This window comes from Pseudomonas sp. Mb7 (genome assembly GCF_054790525.1).
Window position 1 is genome coordinate 815,789 of sequence record NZ_CP186501.1, and the last position, 18,388, is coordinate 834,176.

Below are 18,388 nucleotides of genomic sequence, written 5' to 3' on the forward strand. Positions count from 1 at the left end.
CCCCTGCATAAATAGACGACCGAATTGCCTACCCGATGACCGACGAATCGCCCTCCATCGACAAACTGCTGAAGAACCTCGATCACGCCATGCTCGCCGACCGTCACCGGCTGCGGCGGCAGTTGCTTGAGCTGCGCAAGAAACCCGACGAGGCCAAACTGGCCCAGTGGGTGACGCGCATGCAGGCGTCCTGTGATCAGGTGCTGGCCCGCCGTGCCAGCCTGCCGGTGATTCGTTACGACGACAGTCTGCCGATTGCGGCCAAGCGCGACGAGATCAAGAAGGCGCTGGAAAAGCATCAAGTGCTGATCATCGCCGGCGAAACCGGCTCGGGCAAAACCACCCAGTTGCCGAAAATCTGTCTGGAAATCGGTCGCGGCCAGCATGGTCTGATCGGCCACACCCAACCGCGTCGAATCGCTGCGCGCAGCGTCGCCAGCCGGGTCGCCGAAGAACTCGCTACGCCGCTCGGTGCGCTGGTCGGCTATCAGGTGCGTTTCGAGGATCAAAGCGATTCCAACACTCTGATCAAGCTGATGACCGACGGTATTCTGCTGGCGGAAACCCAGAACGATCGCTACCTCGAACGCTACGACACGATCATCGTCGACGAAGCCCACGAACGCAGCCTCAACATCGACTTCCTGCTCGGCTACCTGAAAACCCTGCTGCCGCGTCGCCCGGACCTGAAAGTCATCATTACTTCGGCGACCATCGATCTGGAGCGCTTCTCCAAGCATTTCGATGATGCGCCGATTGTTGAAGTCTCCGGTCGTACCTTCCCGGTAGACACCTGGTATCGTCCGTTGACGCTGGAGCAGGACGAAGAGGGCAACCGCGTCGAAGACGACCTGACGGTGGATCAGGCGATTCTCGCGACCCTTGATGAAATCGCCGCTTACGAGCGCAGCGAGCGTCGCAGCCCCGGTGACGTGCTGGTGTTCCTGCCCGGCGAGCGCGAGATTCGCGACGCTGCCGACATGCTGCGCAAGGCGCAGATCAAACACACTGAAATCCTGCCGTTGTACGCGCGCTTGTCGCCCGCCGAGCAGCAGCGGATTTTCCAGTCGCACCCGGGCCGTCGCGTGGTGCTGGCGACCAACGTCGCCGAGACCTCGTTGACTGTGCCGGGCATTCGTTACGTGATCGACAGCGGCACCGCGCGCATCAGCCGCTACAGCTATCGCGCCAAGGTCCAGCGTCTGCCGATCGAGGCGATTTCCCAGGCCAGCGCCAACCAGCGTAAAGGTCGTTGCGGGCGGGTTGAGCCGGGCATTTGTATTCGGCTGTACAGCGAAGAAGATTTTAACGGGCGCCCGGAATTCACCGATCCAGAGATTCTGCGCACCAACCTCGCTGCCGTGATTCTGCAGATGCTGCATCTGCGTCTCGGCGAGATCACCGCGTTCCCGTTTATCGAGCCGCCGGATGGCAAGGCGATCAGCGACGGTTTCAATCTGCTGCAAGAACTTTCGGCGGTGGATCGCAACAGTCAGTTGACCCCGCTCGGTCGTCAACTTGCGCGCCTGCCGGTCGACCCGCGCATGGGCCGCATGCTGCTTGAAGCGGCCAAGCTCGGCAGTTTGCAGGAAGTGCTGATCGTCGCCAGTGCGATGTCGATTCAAGACCCGCGCGAGCGTCCGCCGGAGCGTCAGCAAGCCGCTGATCAAGCCCACGCGCAATGGAAAGACGTTGATTCTGACTTCGCCGGACTGGTGAATCTGTGGCGCGGTTTCGAAGAGCAGCGCCAAGCATTGACCGCGAGCCCGCTGCGCAACTGGTGCCGCAAAAACTTCCTCAACTATCTGCGTCTGCGCGAGTGGCGCGACTCGCATCGGCAGTTGAGCCTGATCTGCCGCGACATGCAGCTGAGCCTCAACAAAGAGCCGGCGGATTACCCGAAACTGCACAAAGCGGTGCTGGTCGGCTTGCTCAGCCAGATCGGTCAGAAAACCGAGGATGGGGATTACCTCGGCGCGCGTCAGCGACGTTTCTGGATTCACCCGTCGTCGGGCATCGGCAAGAAGCGACCGCAATGGCTGATGACCGCTGAGCTGGTGGAAACCACCAAGCTTTATGCACGCATGGTCGCCAAGATCGACGCCGACTGGATCGAGCCGTTGGCCGGGCACCTGATCAAGAAAAACCACTTCGAACCGCATTGGGAAAAGAAGCGCGGCCAGGTCGTGGCCTACGAGCAGATCACTCTGTTCGGGCTGATCGTGGTCGGCCGCCGGCCGGTGCATTACGGCCCGGTGGATCCGGTGGTTTCTCGCGAATTGTTTATCCGTGAAGGTCTGGTGCGTGGCGAGATTCAATCGAAAGCCAAGTGCCTGACCGCCAACCAACAGTTGCTTGAACAGCTCGACGAACTGGAAGCAAAAGCCCGTCGTCGCGACATTCTCGCGGATGAAGAAACCCTGTACGCGTTCTACGACGCGCGGTTGCCGGCGGAGATTCACCAGACCGCGACCTTCGACAGTTGGTACCGCATCAACAGCCAGAAGAATCCGCAGTTGTTGATCATGCGCGAAGAAGACGTGCTGGCCCGCGAAGCCAGTGAAGTCACCGCGCGGGATTACCCGGACACGTTGCACATCGGCGATCTGGAGTTGGCACTGACCTACCACTTCGAACCCAATCATCCGCGCGACGGCGTGACCCTGCGCGTACCGGCGCCGCTGTTGCCGATGTTGCCGCCGGAACGCCTGGAGTGGCTGGTGCCGGGGATGATCGAAGCCAAGTGCATCGCCCTCGTGCGCAACCTGCCGAAAGCTTTGCGCAAGAACTTCGTGCCGGTGCCGGACTTCATCAAGGCTGCCTTGCAACGCATGACCTTTGCCGAAGGTTCGTTGCCGCAGGCGCTGGGCCGCGAGTTGTTGCGCATGACCGGCGCGCGGGTCAGCGACGAGGCGTGGGCCGAAGCCGAGCAAGGCGTCGAGGGGCATCTGCGGATGAACCTGGAAATTGTCGACGGCCAAGGCAAATTCCTCGGCGAAGGTCGCGATCTGGCCGAGCTGACCGCACGGTTTGCCGAAGCCAGTCAGGCCGCGCTGGCGGTGCCGCAGAGTGCGAAAAGTCAGCAACCGGTGGAGGCCAAGGTCTTCGCCCCGGTAGCAGAAAAGACTCAACAGAAGATCGCCGGGCTGTCGATGACGGTATATCCGGCGCTGGTTGAAGAGGGCGGCACGGTCAAGGAGGGGCGCTTCTCGACCCCGGCCGAAGCCGAATTCCAGCATCGTCGCGCCTTGCAGCGGTTGTTGATGCAGCAACTTGCGGAACCGGCCAAGTTCCTGCGTGGCAAGTTGCCGGGGCAGACTGAGCTGGGCTTGCTCTATCGCGAGTTGGGCCGGGTTGATGCGCTGGTCGAAGACATTCTGCTGGCGAGCCTCGACAGCTGCATTCTCGAAGGCGAAGACCCGTTGCCCCGCGACGGCGCCGGTTTGGCGGCACTGGCCGAGCGCAAACGCGGCAACTGGACCGAGCACGCCGAGCGCGTGGCCCGGTTGACCCTGGAGATTCTCAAGCTGTGGCACGGCCTGCAAAAGCGCTTCAAGGGCAAGATCGATCTGGCCCAGGCCGTGGCGCTCAATGACATCAAGCAGCAAATCAACAATCTGGTGTATCCGGGGTTTGTCCGCGAAACGCCGATGCAGTGGCTTAAGGAGTTGCCGCGTTACCTGAAAGCGGTCGAGCAGCGTTTCGAAAAGCTCGGCGCGCAGGTGCAGAAGGATCGGGTCTGGAGCGGCGAACTCGCCGGCCTCTGGGGGCAATACCAGACTCGTGCGGCGAAACATGCCCAGGAAGGCAAACGCGATCCGCAGCTTGAGCTGTATCGCTGGTGGCTGGAGGAATACCGGGTGTCGCTGTTCGCCCAGCAGTTGGGCACGAAAACGCCGATTTCCGACAAACGCCTGAACAAGCAGTGGAGCCAGGTCGAACCGTAACGCTGATCGTTCCCACGCTCTGCGTGGGAATGCCTCTGGGGACGCTCCGCGTCCAGTGACGCGGAGCGTCACGGGCTGCATTCCCACGCAGGAGCGTGGGAACGATCATCCGTGTTGATCTTGAGAAAGGCGCCAAAACCCCGCGTTTATGGCAAACTTCGCGACCATAAACGCCGGTTTCGCGACCCAGAGCCTTCGGCCGGTTCGCGCGACGGAATAAAGCGATGCCAGGTTTGCGTCCCCCGGATGGGAATAGACCCTTTGTGTGTTGGTACGACGGTTCCAGCACTTTCTGCCTGAACAGATTAGAGAAACGACCATGCATAACGTCGTCATCAGCGGCACCGGCCTGTACACCCCGGCCAACAGCATCTCCAATGAAGAGCTGGTGCAGTCTTTCAATACCTACGTCGCCCAGTTCAACGCCGACAACGCCGAGGCCATTGCCAGCGGCGAGGTCCAGGCCCTGACTGAATCCAGCGCCGCGTTCATCGAAAAAGCTTCAGGCATCAAGAGCCGCTTTGTCATGGACAAGGACGGCATCCTCGATCCGCAACGCATGGCCCCGCGTCTGCCGGAGCGTTCCAACGACGAATGGTCGGTGCTTTGCCAGATGGCCATCGGCGCTGCCGAACAGGCCCTGCAACGTGCCGGCAAAACTGCTGCCGACATCGACGGCGTCATCGTTGCCTGTTCCAACCTGCAGCGCGCCTACCCGGCCATCGCCATCGAAGTCCAGGAAGCTCTGGGCATTCAGGGTTTCGGTTTCGACATGAACGTGGCCTGTTCCTCGGCGACTTTCGGCATCCAGGCTGCTGCCAACAGCGTGCAGCTGGGCCAGGCCCGGGCGATCCTGATGGTCAACCCGGAAGTCTGCACCGGTCACCTGAACTTCCGTGACCGCGACAGCCACTTCATCTTCGGCGATGCCGCGACTGCAGTGATCATCGAGCGCGCTGAGACCGCGACGTCCAAACACCAGTTCGACGTGGTCAGCACCAAGCTGCTGACCAAGTTCTCCAACAACATCCGCAACAATTTCGGTTTCCTCAACCGCGCGGCGGAAGAGGGCATTGGTGCCCGCGACAAACTGTTCGTGCAGGAAGGCCGCAAGGTGTTCAAGGATGTCTGCCCGATGGTTGCCGAGCTGATCGGCGAACATCTGCAAGAGAACCAGCTTAACGTCGGCGACGTGAAGCGCTTCTGGCTGCACCAGGCCAACTTGAGCATGAACCACCTGATCGTGCGCAAGTTGCTGGGTCGCGAAGCCACTGAAGAAGAAGCCCCGGTGATTCTCGACACCTACGCCAACACCAGCTCGGCGGGTTCGGTGATTGCTTTCCACAAGTATCAGGATGATCTGGCTGCCGGTTCGCTGGCGGTGTTGAGTTCGTTCGGTGCAGGCTATTCGATCGGTAGCGTGATTCTGCGCAAGCGTTGAAAATCGGTTTAATTTCCTCCTAATCGCGCCGACCTTTCCTACATCCGAATCGGCTCAAACGCTGTAATTTTTCGGAAATGGCGGCAGGTGAAGACCTGCCGCTATCATTTTCGGAATCGGCACAAGGAGATTTTTGGATGGCGGCTGACGACACCCAACTGCTTGCGCGCCTGCTGGCGGGTGAGCAAAAGGCTTTCAAGGAACTGGTGACGACGTATCAGAGCGCTATGCGCGCCGTGGCGTATGCGATTGTCGGCCAGCGTCATGTCGAAGAAGTGGTGCAGGATGCCTGGCTATCGGTGGTGCGCCACATCGCCAGTTTCGAAGGTCGCTCCAGTCTCAAGACCTGGCTGCTGACCATCACGGCCAACTCGGCCAAAAGCCGTTATAAACAAAATCGCCGGGAAGTGTTGATGGATGATCTGCCGTCACCCCATGGCACGATCGACGATGACCGCTTTTCTCCCGGTGACGGCCATTGGCTGGTTGCCCCGTTCGCCTGGCATCAGGACACCCCGGAAGCCTTGCTGACCGAAGGTGAATTGCGTGACTGTCTGGAGCACACCCTGCTGAACCTGTCGGAACTGCAAAGCAGCGTTTTGTTGTTGCGCGAACGCCAGGGGCTGGAGCTGGAGGAGATCTGTAATCTTCTGGAGATCTCGCTCTCCAATGTCCGTGTGCTGCTGCATCGTGCGCGGCTGAAAGTCTTCGCGACCGTGGAGCATTTTGAGGAGACCGGAGAATGCTGACCTGTAAGGAACAAGTGGCGCGCTCCAGCGATTATCTCGATGGCCAATTGAGCTTTCGCGAAAAGCTGATGGTGCGTCATCATCTGATGTTCTGCCCGAACTGTCGGCGTTTCATTCGCCAGATGCGTTTGATGCAAGCGACCTTGAAGGCGATGCCGGAACCACCGCTGGAAGGCGTCGAAGAACTGGCCGAACGCCTGGCCGAGCAACGACGAAAAGATAACCCCCTGTAGGAGCTGTCGAGTGAAACGAGGCTGCGATCTTTTGATCTTGTTTTCAAGATCAAAAGATCGTCCGATCGCGGCCCGAGCCTTCGGCAGCTCCTACATGGGGTTTTTGCATCCTGCAGAAATAACCCAGTGCGGGTGAAACGAACGGATGATGGGGATCGTCCCGCCCGCACAGGGCTATAGGGTGAAGCGTTTTAGAACTTGGCTTCCGCGTCCAGCTGCAAGGTGTTGGCGTCAGCGTCACGCTGGGTACGGCTGGCGAAGTCAGCCTTGGTCAGGAAGTACGTGGCACCGATGGCGAAGTTCTTGTCGATGTCGTAACCGACCTTGAACTTGTGACCGCGCGAACCAGTGGTGCCGTTGGCGAAGTCGGAGTCGGTAAAGGCGCCGACCACAGCGTTGCGCTGCACGTCGCGGTAGTTGTAATCGAGGTTCAGGCCGAAGACTTTCGACTTGGCACCCAACAGCCACGCAGTGTCCTGATCGGTCACGGCATCGTTGTTCTTCACGTACTGACCGTAGAACGACAGTGGCATTGGCAGACCGCCGATGTCGACCTGGCTGAACCCTTCATACAGACGGAATTCGTTGTTGGCCGAGTTGCCATTGACTGCCAGGGCGCACGGTGTGGACGTGCCGGTGCAGCGGCTGTCTTCGTCGTTCTGGTAGGCGTAGACACTACCGCCCAGAGTCACTTTCAAGTTGTCGGTGATGTTGAAGCGGCTACCCAATTGGCCGGCGGTCAGACGCAGGTCGTGACGGAATTGCACGCCATCGCCGTCGACGTTGTCCTTGAGGTTGTAGTTACCCAGGCTGCCGAACAGTTCGGCGCTGCTGCCCAACGGGTATTTGTAGGTAACGGCCAGACCTTCCGGATTGATGTCGCTATCCCAGATCACGTCGCCCATGCTGACCCACGGCTGGAGCATCTTGCCGCCGATGATGTGCAGGTTCTTGATCTGGTCAGGGTGGTAGTCGATGTAGCCCAGATCCAGCCAGATCTGCTTCTTGTCGAAGTAGTTGTCCTGGTCCTGGTTGGTCGAACGGGCATCATCGCCGCCGCCGGTGGCAATACGGATACCGGTGTCGACTTGCGGGTTGATCTCGGTGTAGGCACCCAGACGGGCACGAATGCGCTGACGGTCCTTGTCGCGGCCACCGTTGTTCGGCTCGCCGTCGATCTTGATGGTTTCCTGGCGGATACGCACATCGCCCTTGAATTGGGTCTTGGCTGCCCAGGCGAGTTTCTGGTCGAAGACGCTTTGTTCGTTGGTTTTCTTCGCAACAGCGGCGACTTGTTCGTTGGTCTCTTGCTGCGCCTGCTGCGCGATTTGCTGAGCCTTCTGATCCTTGGCCAGTTCAGTTTGCAGTTCGATGTACTGCGCCTGGGAAATGGAACCGTTAGCCTTGAGCATGTCGAGCAGTTTGGCGTCGACTGCAGCACTGGCCGGAACACTCATGGCCAGCAACAAGCCACCGCACAGGGCCGCCGCAGTTTTCGTGGAAGCAAGACGCATAGCAATCTCCGAAGATGAGAGGGGATGGCACAACCATCCGGGGCACAACCGACGATTCGAACGTCGGAAAACAGTGTCCGGGTAGAACCCGGCGCTCTAAAAACAGGCGCCAGTATCGCGATGGTTTATGACAGACCAGTGGCACAGTGATGGCAGGTTGATGACGATATCGATTTGGCCTGAACTATTGATCTAGAGCGCTGTCGGCCGATTGCGGGTGTGCAATGGCGCGCAATCGGCGATACTCGCCGGGCGCTGAAGTCCTGTTGTGGAGAGCTGTCGATGCCGTTGCAATGCCTGCAAAACCTGTCGCAAATCGCTCCGGCAACCTGGGATGCGCTGGTGCCTGAAAGCCAGCCATTTCTGCGCCACGCTTTTCTCAGTGCACTGGAAGACAGTGGCAGCGTTGGCCCTCATACCGGCTGGCAACCTGAGCATTTGCTGCATATTGAAGATGATCGACTGATCGCCGCACTGCCCAGTTATCGCAAGTGGCATTCCTACGGCGAGTACGTGTTCGATCACGGCTGGGCCGACGCCTGCGCCCGCGCCGGTATCGATTACTACCCCAAGCTTTTGACGGCTGTGCCATTCAGTCCGGTGAGCGGCCCGCGCTTGTTGGCGGCCAATGTCGAAGACGGTTTCGAGCTGCTCAAGAGCCTGCCCGGTTACCTGGAAATCGAAGGGCTTTCCAGCGCGCACATCAATTTCACTGACCCGTTTACCGACGCGGCGATGGCCGAACAACCGGGTTGGCTGCAACGCATTGGCTGTCAGTATCACTGGCAGAATCGCGGGTATCGCGACTTTCAGGATTTCCTCGACGTACTCAGTTCGCGCAAGCGCAAACAGATGCGCAAGGAGCGCGAGCAAGTGGCGGGGCAGGGTTTTGAATTTGAATGGCGGGAGGGGCGCGAGCTGGACGAGGCGCAGTGGGATTTTGTCTATGCCTGTTACGCCAACACCTATGCGGTGCGGCGCCAGACGCCGTATCTGACGCGGGAGTTTTTCAGTCTGCTAGCCGAGCGTATGCCCGAGGCGATCCGCGTGGTACTGGCCAAACAAGGCTCACGGCCGGTGGCGATGGCCTTCAGTCTGGTGGGGGGCGACAGTTTCTACGGACGCTATTGGGGCTGTCTGGCGGAGTTTGATCGGCTGCACTTTGAGACGTGTTTTTACCAGGGCATGGATTATGCGATCGCGCAGGGTTATCAGCGTTTCGATGCTGGCGCTCAGGGCGAGCACAAGTTGATTCGCGGGTTTGAACCGGTGATCACCCATTCGTGGCATTACCTGCGGCACCCAGGTCTGAACGCGGCGGTGAAGGATTTCCTGCATCAGGAACGCGCCGGCATCCTCGCGTATGCCGAAGAAGCGAAAACAGCCTTGCCCTACCGCCAGACATAGATCCCCTGTAGGAGCCTTCGGCAGCTCCTACAAGGGGATCTCAGGCACCCCTCAGGTTTCCTCTTTGCCCAACCAGCGATAGATCCCGCCACCGACCACCGCGCCAATCAACGGCGCGACCCAGAACATCCACAACTGCGCAATCGCCCAGCCGCCGACCATCAATGCCGGCCCGGTGCTACGAGCCGGGTTCACCGAGGTGTTGGTGACGGGAATCGAGATCAGGTGAATCAGCGTCAGGCCCAGGCCGATGGCGATCGGTGCCAGCCCCGGTGGTGCGCGTCTATCGGTCGCGCCCAGAATGATGATCACGAACATCGCCGTCATCACCAGCTCGGTCACAAACCCCGCCGCCATGGAATACTTCCCCGGCGAATGCTCGCCATAACCATTGGATGCGAGGCCGGCGGCGATATCGAAACCCTCCTTGCCGCTGGCAATGTGCGCAATCAGCGCCGCCGCGAGAATCGCGCCGAGCACCTGCGCGATGATGTAGGCGGGCAACTCTTTGGCCGGAAACCGACCGCCGACGAACAGACCGACCGACACGGCCGGGTTTAGGTGACATCCGCTGATGTGACCGATGGCGAATGCCATGGTCAGCACCGTCAGACCAAACGCCAGGGCCACCCCCAGCACCCCGATTCCCAACGGTGAAGACGCGGCGATCACCGCGCTGCCGCAACCACCCAATACTAACCAGAACGTACCCAACAACTCAGTGACTGAACGTTTGAACAGAGACATGAGAGGCGTCCTTGATAGCCCTGCTATCGAGACTGCATCGAGTTGTGCATCCCTGCAGATTTACGACAGGTTTCGTGCCGAAACCTTGGCTGAGTACAGCAGGCTTTCTGCGGATTTCCAGCGGCCACAAAAAACCGCCAGCGCCCGTGGTTGGCGGGCTGTGGCGGTGATCGTTCCCACGCTCTGCGTGGGAAGGCCTCAAGGGACGCTCTGCGTCCAGTGACGCGGAGCGTCACGGGCTGCATTCCCACGCAGAGCGTGGGAACGATCATGGGAAGGTCAATCGATACCGACAAACCCCCCTGTCTGATGCGCCCACAGCCGTGCATACAACCCACGGTGAGCCAGCAGTTCAGCATGGGTGCCGCTCTCGGCAATCTTGCCGTTCTCCAGCACCACCAGGCGATCCATACGGGCAATGGTCGAGAGTCGGTGCGCAATCGCGATCACGGTTTTGCCCTGCATCAACGTTTCCAGGCTTTCCTGAATCGCCGCCTCGACTTCCGAATCCAGCGCCGAGGTCGCTTCGTCCATGATCAAAATCGGCGCGTCCTTGAGCAGCACCCGCGCAATCGCAATGCGTTGACGCTGACCACCGGACAATTTCACCCCACGCTCACCGACATGCGCATCGAAACCCGTGCGACCTTCAGCGTCCGACAACAGCGGAATGAACTCATCGGCGCGCGCCTTGTGCACCGCGTCCCACAGTTCTGCGTCGGTCGCATCCGGTTTGCCGTACAGCAAGTTGTCGCGGATCGAACGGTGCAGCAGCGAGGTGTCCTGGGTGATCATGCCGATCCGTGCACGCAGGCTTTCCTGACCGACTTCGGCGATGTTCTGGCCATCAATCAAAATCCGCCCACCCTCGACGTCGTACAGGCGCAGCAATAGATTGACCAGCGTCGATTTGCCGGCGCCGGACGGCCCGATCAAACCGATTTTCTCACCCGGTTTGATGTTCAGATTGAGATCGCCGATGATCCCGCGCTTCTTGCCGTAGTGAAAATCCACGTGCTCGAAACGCACTTCGCCACGGGCCACTTCCAGCGGTTTGGCCTGCTCGTGATCGGTGACGCTGACCGGTTGCGAAATGGTCTGTAAGCCGTCCTGGACCATGCCGATGTTTTCGAAAATGCCGGTGACCACCCACATGATCCAGCCGGACATGTTGACGATGCGAATCACCAGACCGGTTGCCAGGGCAATCGCCCCGACAGTGATCAGCGATTGCGTCCACAGCCACAAGGCCAGGCCTGTGGTGCCGACGATCAACAGGCCGTTCATGGTGGTAATGGCGATGTCCATGCTGGTCACAACGCGGCCCGCCAGTTGGGCTTTTTCGGTTTGTTCTTCGATTGCTTCGCGGGCGTATTGCTGCTCGTAATTGGTATGGGCGAACAGCTTCAGGGTGGCGATATTGGTGTAACCATCGACGATCCGCCCCATCAGTTTGGAGCGTGCATCGGAGGACACCACCGAGCGTTCCTTGACCCGCGGCACGAAGTAACAGAGCGCGCCAATGTAAGCGGCGATCCACGTCAGCAACGGAATCATCAGGCGCCAGTCCGCCTCGGCGAACAGCACCAGCGAGCTGATCGCGTAGATCAGCACATGCCACAACGCATCCACTGCTTGCACCGCAGAGTCACGTAGCGAGTTGCCCGTCTGCATGATGCGTTGGGCGATACGACCAGCGAAGTCATTCTGGAAAAAGTTAAGGCTCTGCTTGAGCACGTAGCTGTGGTTCTGCCAGCGGATCATGCTGGTCATGCTCGGGCTCAGGGTCTGGTGCACCAGCAGGTCGTGCAAGCCGACAAAGACCGGGCGCAAGATCAGCGCGACCACGGCCATCCAGGCCAATTCCAGGCCATGCTCCTGAAAGAAATTCGGATTCGGTGCACCTTGGGCGAGGTCAATGATGCGACTGAGGTAGCTGAACAACGCCACTTCGATCAAGGCGCCGAACAGTCCGACGGTGAGCAGGGCGGCAAAACTCGGCCAGACCTGCTTCAGGTAATAGGTGTAGAAGGGCAGCACGCGATCCGGCGGGGATGCCGTGGGGGCGTCGCGGAACACGTCGATCAGTTGTTCGAAACGGCGATAGAGCATCAGATAACCGCCCGGAGCACGGGCTCTCCTTTTATCGGTGTGAGCGGCGCGGGATCAGGCCAGCGCCGCTCGATACGCCCTGTACAGCTTAGTCGATGACTTTGGCCGACTTGATGAATACAGGGTCGGCAGGTACGTCTTTCATGCCGCTTTTGGTGGTGGTCGGCGAGTTGACGATGATGTCTACAACGTCCATGCCTTTGACCACTTTGCCGAATACTGCGTAGCCGTCGCCCTGGTCGAGGAAGTCGTTGTCCTTGACGTTGATGAAGAACTGGCTGGTCGCCGAATCAGGTACGGAAGTGCGAGCCATGGACAAGGTGCCACGAACGTTAGCCAGACCGTTTTTGTGTTCGTTCTTGATTGGAGCCTTGGTTTCTTTCTGCTGCATCTGTTGAGTGAAACCGCCGCCCTGGACCATAAAGCCCGGGATCACACGGTGGAAAATCGTGTTGTTGTAGAAGCCGCTGTTCACGTAATCGAGAAAGTTCTTGGTGCTGATCGGTGCCTTGACCGGATCCAGTTCGATTTCGATCTGGCCGTTGGTGGTGTCCAGCAGCACGTGCGGTGCCTTGGCCGGCGTGGCAGCCATCAGGTTGGCGGCAAACAGCACAGTACCAGCGGCGAGGGCGAGTTTTTTCAACATGGGTCAGTGATCCTGAGATTGAATATCGGCTGCGGCGAGGAACTCCAGCAGCGTTTGATTGAAACGTTCGGGTTGATCGAGCGGGGTGGCGTGGCGCGAATCGGCGATCACCACCAGCCGCGCATTCGGCAGCAGTTTTACATAGGTTTCTTTCAGTGCCACCGGTGTGTAGTCACGGTCGGCGCTGATGACGAGCGTTGGACAGGACACTCGGGAAAGTCGTTCCTGAACGCCCCAGCCAACAATCGCATCGAAGCTGGCGAGATAAGCACGTTTGTCGTTTTTTGCCCAGCGTTCGGCCATTTTCTGTCGCAGATCCGCCTGTTCCGGTTTCGGAAAAAGTTTACCGCCGAGGGCTTTGCCGATGGTCGCGAGGCTGAGTACGCGCATCAGGCTCCAGCGTTTGAACCACTGCCAGTAGTCGTCGCGGCTGCGGATTTTGACTTCGGGTGCGCTGTTGACGATGGTCAGGCTCTTGAGCTGGTCAGGATGATCGACGCCGAACTGGAAGCCGATCATGCCGCCCATCGACAGCCCGACGTAGTGCACCGGGCCGAGGTTCAAGTGCTCGATCAGCGCCAGCATATCGGCACTGAAACCGGCGATGCTGTAGCGCTCGCGCGGTTTGTCCGAACGCCCGTGGCCGCGGATGTCCGGGACGATCACGCGGTAGTGCGCGGCCAGGGCCGGGATCTGCATTTCCCAGTCCAGTGTGCTCGAACCGGCCCGTGAACCAGTAGCAACGGCGCGCCGTGGCCATATTCCTCGTAGTGCAGGTTGCAACCTTCATGTTCGAACCAGGCCATCGGTGAACTCCGTGTCAGGCTTGTTCAGGGGCGGCGAACGGTGCGTCCAGCGGCAAAGTGTCGAAGGTACGCAGCAGTTCGATGAGGATTTGCGTGGCCGGGCCCAGGGGTTTGTCCTTGTTCGAATACAGATAGAAGCTGGAGTTGCGGTTGCCGCCCCTGTCCAACGGTAGCAGCTTGAGCGAGCCATCCTTCAATTCCCGCTCGATCATGTGCCGGGGCAGCCAGGCAAAGCCCAAGCCGCTGCTGACGAACGTCGCCGCCGTGGCGAGGCTGCCAACGGTCCAGCGCTGTTCGGCGCCGAGCCAGCCAACGTCCCGTGGTTGCTGGCGGCCGGAGTCGCGGATCACCACCTGCATCTGGGTTTCCAGATCCTGAAAGCTCAGCTCACGGTTGAGCCGGTGCAGCGGGTGATCGGGGTGGGCGACGGCGACAAACTCGACGTCGCTCAGCTCCGCGCCGAGGTAGCCGGGAATGCTCAGACCGGTGATGGCCAGATCGGCCACGCCTTCGAGCAGCACTTCTTCGACACCCGACAATACTTCTTCACGCAGACGTACGCGGCAGCCGCGACTCTGCGGCATGAACGCGGTCAGCGCGCGAACAATGCGTGCGCTCGGGTAAGCCGCATCGACTACCAGCCGCACCTCGGCTTCCCAACCTTGCTCCATGTGATGGGCGAGGTCTTCCAGTTGACTGGCCTGTTTCACCAGTTGCCGCGAGCGGCGCAGCAACACGCCGCCGGCTTCGGTGAGCACGGCTTTGCGCCCGTCGATGCGCAGCAACGGCACGCCGAGTTGGTCCTGCATGCGGGCGACGGTGTAACTCACCGACGATTGCGAACGGTGCAAGGCCTCGGCGGCCTGGGCAAATCCGCCGTGGTCGACCACGGCCTGCAATGTTCGCCATTGATCCAGGGTCACGCGGGGCGCTTTCATCAATAGCTCCTCTTGTCCTAAGCTGGCCGTCCCTCATGGAGACTGCCGAATGAAAAAATTCTGTTGTGTGCTGCTGGCGCTGCTTCCGCTGACTGCTTTTGCTTACCCGATCGATGTGCAGAAAGATCTTAACGGCATGAAGATCGATTACGAGACCTACGACACCGATAACGACATCGGCTCGATTAGGGTGGCCAACTACGGTGATGTCGATGCAACGTGCAAGGCGGTGTTCAGCAACGGCCCGGAAGCACCGCGCACCCGCACCATCGAAGTGCCGGCCGGCAAACATAAAAACGCCACGGCCAAGTTCACCCGCGAGATCATCAAGCTGCGCATCAAACTGACCTGCACCCCGAAATAACGGTCGATCCCTTGTAGGAGTGAGCCTGCTCGCGATAGCGGTGTGTCAGATACATCTGTGTTAACTGACACACCGCTATCGCGAGCAGGCTCACTCCTACAAGGTGTGTGTCAGCATCTAAACGAATTATTCGATGCTTTGCAGCAATTATTTGCGCTTTTTCATCGATTCGACTCTGTTTAACCTTCATTCCATCGACCTACAACATTCTCGGATGGAGGCTACACACCATGTCCCGCGTTCTGATCATCGAAAGCAGCGCCCGCCAGCAAGACTCGGTTTCCCGTCAACTGACCCAGACTTTCATCAGTCAGTGGAAAGCAGCGCATCCCAACGATCAGATCACTGTGCGTGACCTCGCCGTGAACCCGGTGCCACACCTGGACAGCAACCTGCTAGGTGGCTGGATGAAGCCTGCCGAGCAGCGCAACGCCAACGAGCAAGCGTCGCTGGATCGTTCCAACGAATTGACTGATGAGTTGCTCGCCGCCGACGTACTGGTGATGGCCGCGCCGATGTACAACTTCGCCATCCCGAGCACCCTTAAGGCCTGGCTCGACCACGTGCTGCGTGCCGGCGTGACCTTCAAGTACACCGAAACCGGCCCGCAAGGCCTGCTCAGCGGCAAGCGTGCTTACGTGCTCACCGCTCGCGGCGGCATCTACGCCGGCGGTCCGGCCGACCATCAGGAACCGTACCTGCGCCAGGTCATGGGTTTCATCGGCATCAACGACGTGACCTTCATTCATGCAGAGGGCATGAACCTCGGTGGCGACTTCCAGGAAAAGGGCCTGAATCAGGCCAACGCCAAACTGTCTCAGGTTGCTTGATAGGTTAATCGCCAGATAATCCCCGATTGTTTAAGTGACCTGGCGCAACCCCTTCAAGGCTCTACGCGCATCGAACCTCCCTTTGCACTTGTTGCTCCTGAGTGCTGTAGCCCGATTGAACGCATTAGCGAGATCGGGCTTTTTTTTGCCTGTATTTTTTTTCGACGCAAAACTCCTGGTGGGAGCGAGCCTGCTCGCTCCCACAGGGGAATGTTGTGTTTCGGGCTATTCGCAGTGAGACCAGAAAACCGCTATCGTCGCCGCCATTCAAATTAGGGGCGAGCATGGGCTATCTACTTTTTGTCACGCTGATCCAGGCGTTTTCCTTCAGTCTGATCGGCGAATATCTGGCCGGTCATGTCGACAGTTACTTCGCGGTGCTGGTGCGCGTGGTGCTGGCCGGGCTGGTGTTCATTCCGTTGACCCGCTGGCGTTCGGTGGAACCTTCGTTCATGCGCGGCATGCTGATGATCGGCGCCTTGCAGTTTGGCGTAACTTACGTCTGCCTCTATCTGAGCTTCCGCGTGCTGACGGTGCCGGAGGTGTTGCTGTTCACCATCCTCACGCCGCTGCACGTGACGTTGATCGAGGATGCGCTGAACCGACGCTTCAACCCGTGGGCGCTGATCGCCGCGTTAGTGGCGGTGGGCGGGGCGGCGGTGATTCGTTTCGACAGCGTCAGTCCGGACTTCTTCATGGGCTTCCTGCTGCTGCAACTGGCCAACTTCACCTACGCGGCAGGGCAGGTGATGTACAAGCATCTGGTGGCGAAACACCCGAGCGATCTACCGCACTATCGGCGTTTCGGCTTCTTCTATCTCGGCGCGCTGGCGGTGGTGCTGCCGGCATTCCTGATGTTCGGCAAAGCCAACTTCCTCCCAGAAGCGCCGCTGCAATGGGGCGTGTTGCTGTTCCTCGGCCTGGTCTCGACCGCGCTGGGCATGTACTGGTGGAACAAGGGTGCGTGCATGGTCAACGGCGGCACGCTGGCGGTTATGAACAATCTGCATGTGCCGGTGGGGTTGCTGCTGAATCTGCTGATCTGGAATCAGCATGAGGAACTTGGAAGATTGTTCCTCGGTGGCAGCGTCATCCTTGCCGCCGTATGGATCAGCCGACTGGGCATCCGCCGCACTGCATGAACCCATGTAGGAGCTGCCGCAGGCTGCGATCTTTTGATCTTTAAGGTCAAAAGATCGCAGCCTGCGGCAGCTCCTACACGGGAATCGTGTGTTACATCAGGTGTTTTTGCGGCTCGGGAATGCTCGCCGCGCCAAGTACCGCCGGCAGCAGGCCAGAACGCAAATCCCCACCACTCGGCTGCTGATACAGGCTCAACCCGAACTCCGGCAGCACCGCCAACAGATAATCAAAAATATCCCCCTGAATCCGCTCGTAATCGGCCCACACCGTGGTGCGGGTGAAGCAGTAAATCTCCAGCGGAATACCCTGCGCCGTGGTCTGCATCTGCCGCACCATGCAGGTCATGTTCGGCTGAATCTCCGGATGACTCTTCAGGTACGCCAGTGCATATGCGCGGAACGTGCCGATATTGGTCATGCGCCGACGGTTAGCCGACATCGCCGCGACATTGCCCTGCGCTTCGTTCCACGCCTTGAGTTCAGCTTTTTTGCGGCTCATGTAATCGGTGAGCAGGTGCACCTGGGAGAGCTTTTCTTCTTCGTCGTCACGGATGAAACGCACGCCGCTGGCATCGATGAACAGGCTGCGCTTGATCCGCCGCCCGCCCGATTGCTGCATGCCGCGCCAGTTCTTGAATGACTCCGACATCAGCCGCCAGGTCGGAATCGAGACGATGGTTTTATCAAAATTCTGCACCTTGACCGTGTGCAGGGTGATGTCGACCACATCGCCATCGGCGCCGACTTGCGGCATCTCGATCCAGTCGCCGACCCGCAACATGTCGTTGCTGGTCAACTGCACACTGGCGACAAACGACAGCAGGGTGTCCTTGTAGACCAACAGAATCACCGCCGACATTGCGCCCAGACCGGAGAGCAGCAACAGCGGCGAACGGTCGATCAGTGTGGCGACGATGATGATCGCGCCGAACACGTACAAAACCATTTTTGCCAGCTGCACGTAGCCTTTGATCGAGCGCGTACGCGCATGTTCGGTGCGTGCATAGATGTCGAGCAGGGCATTGAGTAGAGCGCTGACCGAGAGCAGCAGGAACAGAATGGTGAACGACAACGCCACGTTCCCAAGAAAGGTCATCGCGGTTTTGCTCAGTTCCGGCACCAGATGCAGGCCGAACTGAATCACCAGCGACGGCGTCATCTGCGCCAGGCGCTGAAACACCTTGTTGTGGCGAAAATCATTGATCCAGTGCAGCGCCGGCTGGCGGCCGAGCATGCGGCTGGCGTGCAGGATCAGGTAACGCGCCACTCGTCCGAGTACTAGCGCGATGACCAACAGCAGCATCAGCGCTAGGCCGGCCTGCAAAAGTGGATGCTGTTCGAGGGTGCCCCAGAGGTCCTGGGCGTTGAGCCAGAGCTGTTTGAAATCCATATGAGCAACGATTCTTCTGTAAGACGCGATGGGCGATTAGAGCATTTAAGACGCCGTGTATTACCGTTCAAGACAAATCGAGCAACAAAAAAGCCACTGATTACGTCCGTTTGTATAAAGAA

General features: G+C 59.3%; 14 protein-coding genes and 1 pseudogene. 8 read left to right on the forward strand and 7 right to left on the reverse strand.

Annotated elements, in window-relative coordinates:
• The first annotated feature begins 35 nt into the window (after positions 1–35).
• The 4 genes from hrpA (at position 36) to ACOYXH_RS03795 (ending at position 6,370) form a co-directional block, all read left to right on the forward strand.
• Positions 36–3,947 (forward strand): ATP-dependent RNA helicase HrpA, encoded by a 3,912-nt coding sequence (gene hrpA / locus ACOYXH_RS03780; protein ID WP_460063371.1) that lies wholly within the window; start codon positions 36–38, stop codon positions 3,945–3,947.
• 319 nt (positions 3,948–4,266) lie between these two features.
• A complete protein-coding gene (locus ACOYXH_RS03785; protein ID WP_095049275.1) occupies positions 4,267–5,388 on the forward strand; it encodes a beta-ketoacyl-ACP synthase III in 1,122 nt (373 codons plus the stop codon).
• A 137-nt stretch (positions 5,389–5,525) separates the two neighbouring features.
• Entirely contained in the window at positions 5,526–6,137 is a 612-nt protein-coding gene (locus tag ACOYXH_RS03790; RefSeq protein ID WP_093438125.1) for an RNA polymerase sigma factor, read from the forward strand.
• Entirely contained in the window at positions 6,131–6,370 is a 240-nt protein-coding gene (locus tag ACOYXH_RS03795) for an anti-sigma factor family protein (RefSeq protein ID WP_095049277.1), read from the forward strand. The genes ACOYXH_RS03790 and ACOYXH_RS03795 overlap by 7 nt, the downstream gene beginning before the upstream one ends.
• A 191-nt stretch (positions 6,371–6,561) precedes the next feature.
• Here ACOYXH_RS03795 and ACOYXH_RS03800 read toward each other — a convergent pair whose 3' ends face one another.
• A complete protein-coding gene (locus tag ACOYXH_RS03800) occupies positions 6,562–7,884 on the reverse strand; it encodes a putative porin (RefSeq protein WP_007914428.1) in 1,323 nt (440 codons plus the stop codon).
• A gap of 282 nt (positions 7,885–8,166) precedes the next feature.
• Between ACOYXH_RS03800 and ACOYXH_RS03805 the strand changes: the two genes are divergently transcribed.
• Positions 8,167–9,291: a GNAT family N-acetyltransferase gene (locus ACOYXH_RS03805; RefSeq protein WP_220558288.1), complete on the forward strand. Its 1,125-nt coding sequence runs from the start codon at positions 8,167–8,169 to the stop codon at positions 9,289–9,291.
• A gap of 51 nt (positions 9,292–9,342) precedes the next feature.
• Here ACOYXH_RS03805 and aqpZ read toward each other — a convergent pair whose 3' ends face one another.
• The 5 genes and pseudogenes from aqpZ to ACOYXH_RS03830 form a co-directional block, all read right to left on the reverse strand.
• Positions 9,343–10,038: an aquaporin Z gene (gene aqpZ / locus ACOYXH_RS03810; protein ID WP_064586473.1), complete on the reverse strand. Its 696-nt coding sequence runs from the start codon at positions 10,036–10,038 to the stop codon at positions 9,343–9,345.
• A 279-nt stretch (positions 10,039–10,317) separates the two neighbouring features.
• Positions 10,318–12,150 (reverse strand): ABC transporter ATP-binding protein, encoded by a 1,833-nt coding sequence (locus tag ACOYXH_RS03815; RefSeq protein WP_093438109.1) that lies wholly within the window; start codon positions 12,148–12,150, stop codon positions 10,318–10,320.
• A gap of 88 nt (positions 12,151–12,238) precedes the next feature.
• Positions 12,239–12,796 carry a peptidylprolyl isomerase gene (locus ACOYXH_RS03820; protein WP_095049280.1) on the reverse strand — a complete coding sequence of 186 codons (558 nt, stop codon included), beginning with the start codon at positions 12,794–12,796 and terminating at the stop codon, positions 12,239–12,241.
• A gap of 3 nt (positions 12,797–12,799) precedes the next feature.
• A pseudogene (locus tag ACOYXH_RS03825) lies at positions 12,800–13,602 on the reverse strand (alpha/beta fold hydrolase).
• Positions 13,603–13,616: 14 nt separating this feature from the next.
• Positions 13,617–14,540 carry a LysR family transcriptional regulator gene (locus ACOYXH_RS03830; protein ID WP_007914443.1) on the reverse strand — a complete coding sequence of 308 codons (924 nt, stop codon included), beginning with the start codon at positions 14,538–14,540 and terminating at the stop codon, positions 13,617–13,619.
• Positions 14,541–14,589: 49 nt separating this feature from the next.
• On the opposite strand from ACOYXH_RS03830, the gene ACOYXH_RS03835 reads away from it, so the two are divergent.
• From ACOYXH_RS03835 to ACOYXH_RS03845, 3 genes are all read left to right on the forward strand, one after another.
• Complete coding sequence (locus ACOYXH_RS03835) at positions 14,590–14,904, forward strand: 3-phosphoglycerate kinase (protein WP_460063377.1); 315 nt, start codon at positions 14,590–14,592, stop codon at positions 14,902–14,904.
• A gap of 230 nt (positions 14,905–15,134) precedes the next feature.
• Complete coding sequence (locus ACOYXH_RS03840) at positions 15,135–15,734, forward strand: FMN-dependent NADH-azoreductase (protein ID WP_095049283.1); 600 nt, start codon at positions 15,135–15,137, stop codon at positions 15,732–15,734.
• A gap of 284 nt (positions 15,735–16,018) precedes the next feature.
• Positions 16,019–16,876 (forward strand): carboxylate/amino acid/amine transporter, encoded by an 858-nt coding sequence (locus ACOYXH_RS03845; RefSeq protein WP_095049285.1) that lies wholly within the window; start codon positions 16,019–16,021, stop codon positions 16,874–16,876.
• Positions 16,877–16,967: 91 nt separating this feature from the next.
• Here ACOYXH_RS03845 and ACOYXH_RS03850 read toward each other — a convergent pair whose 3' ends face one another.
• Positions 16,968–18,266, reverse strand: coding sequence for a mechanosensitive ion channel family protein (locus ACOYXH_RS03850; protein WP_095049286.1), 1,299 nt, complete (start codon positions 18,264–18,266; stop codon positions 16,968–16,970).
• Positions 18,267–18,388 lie beyond the last annotated feature (122 nt).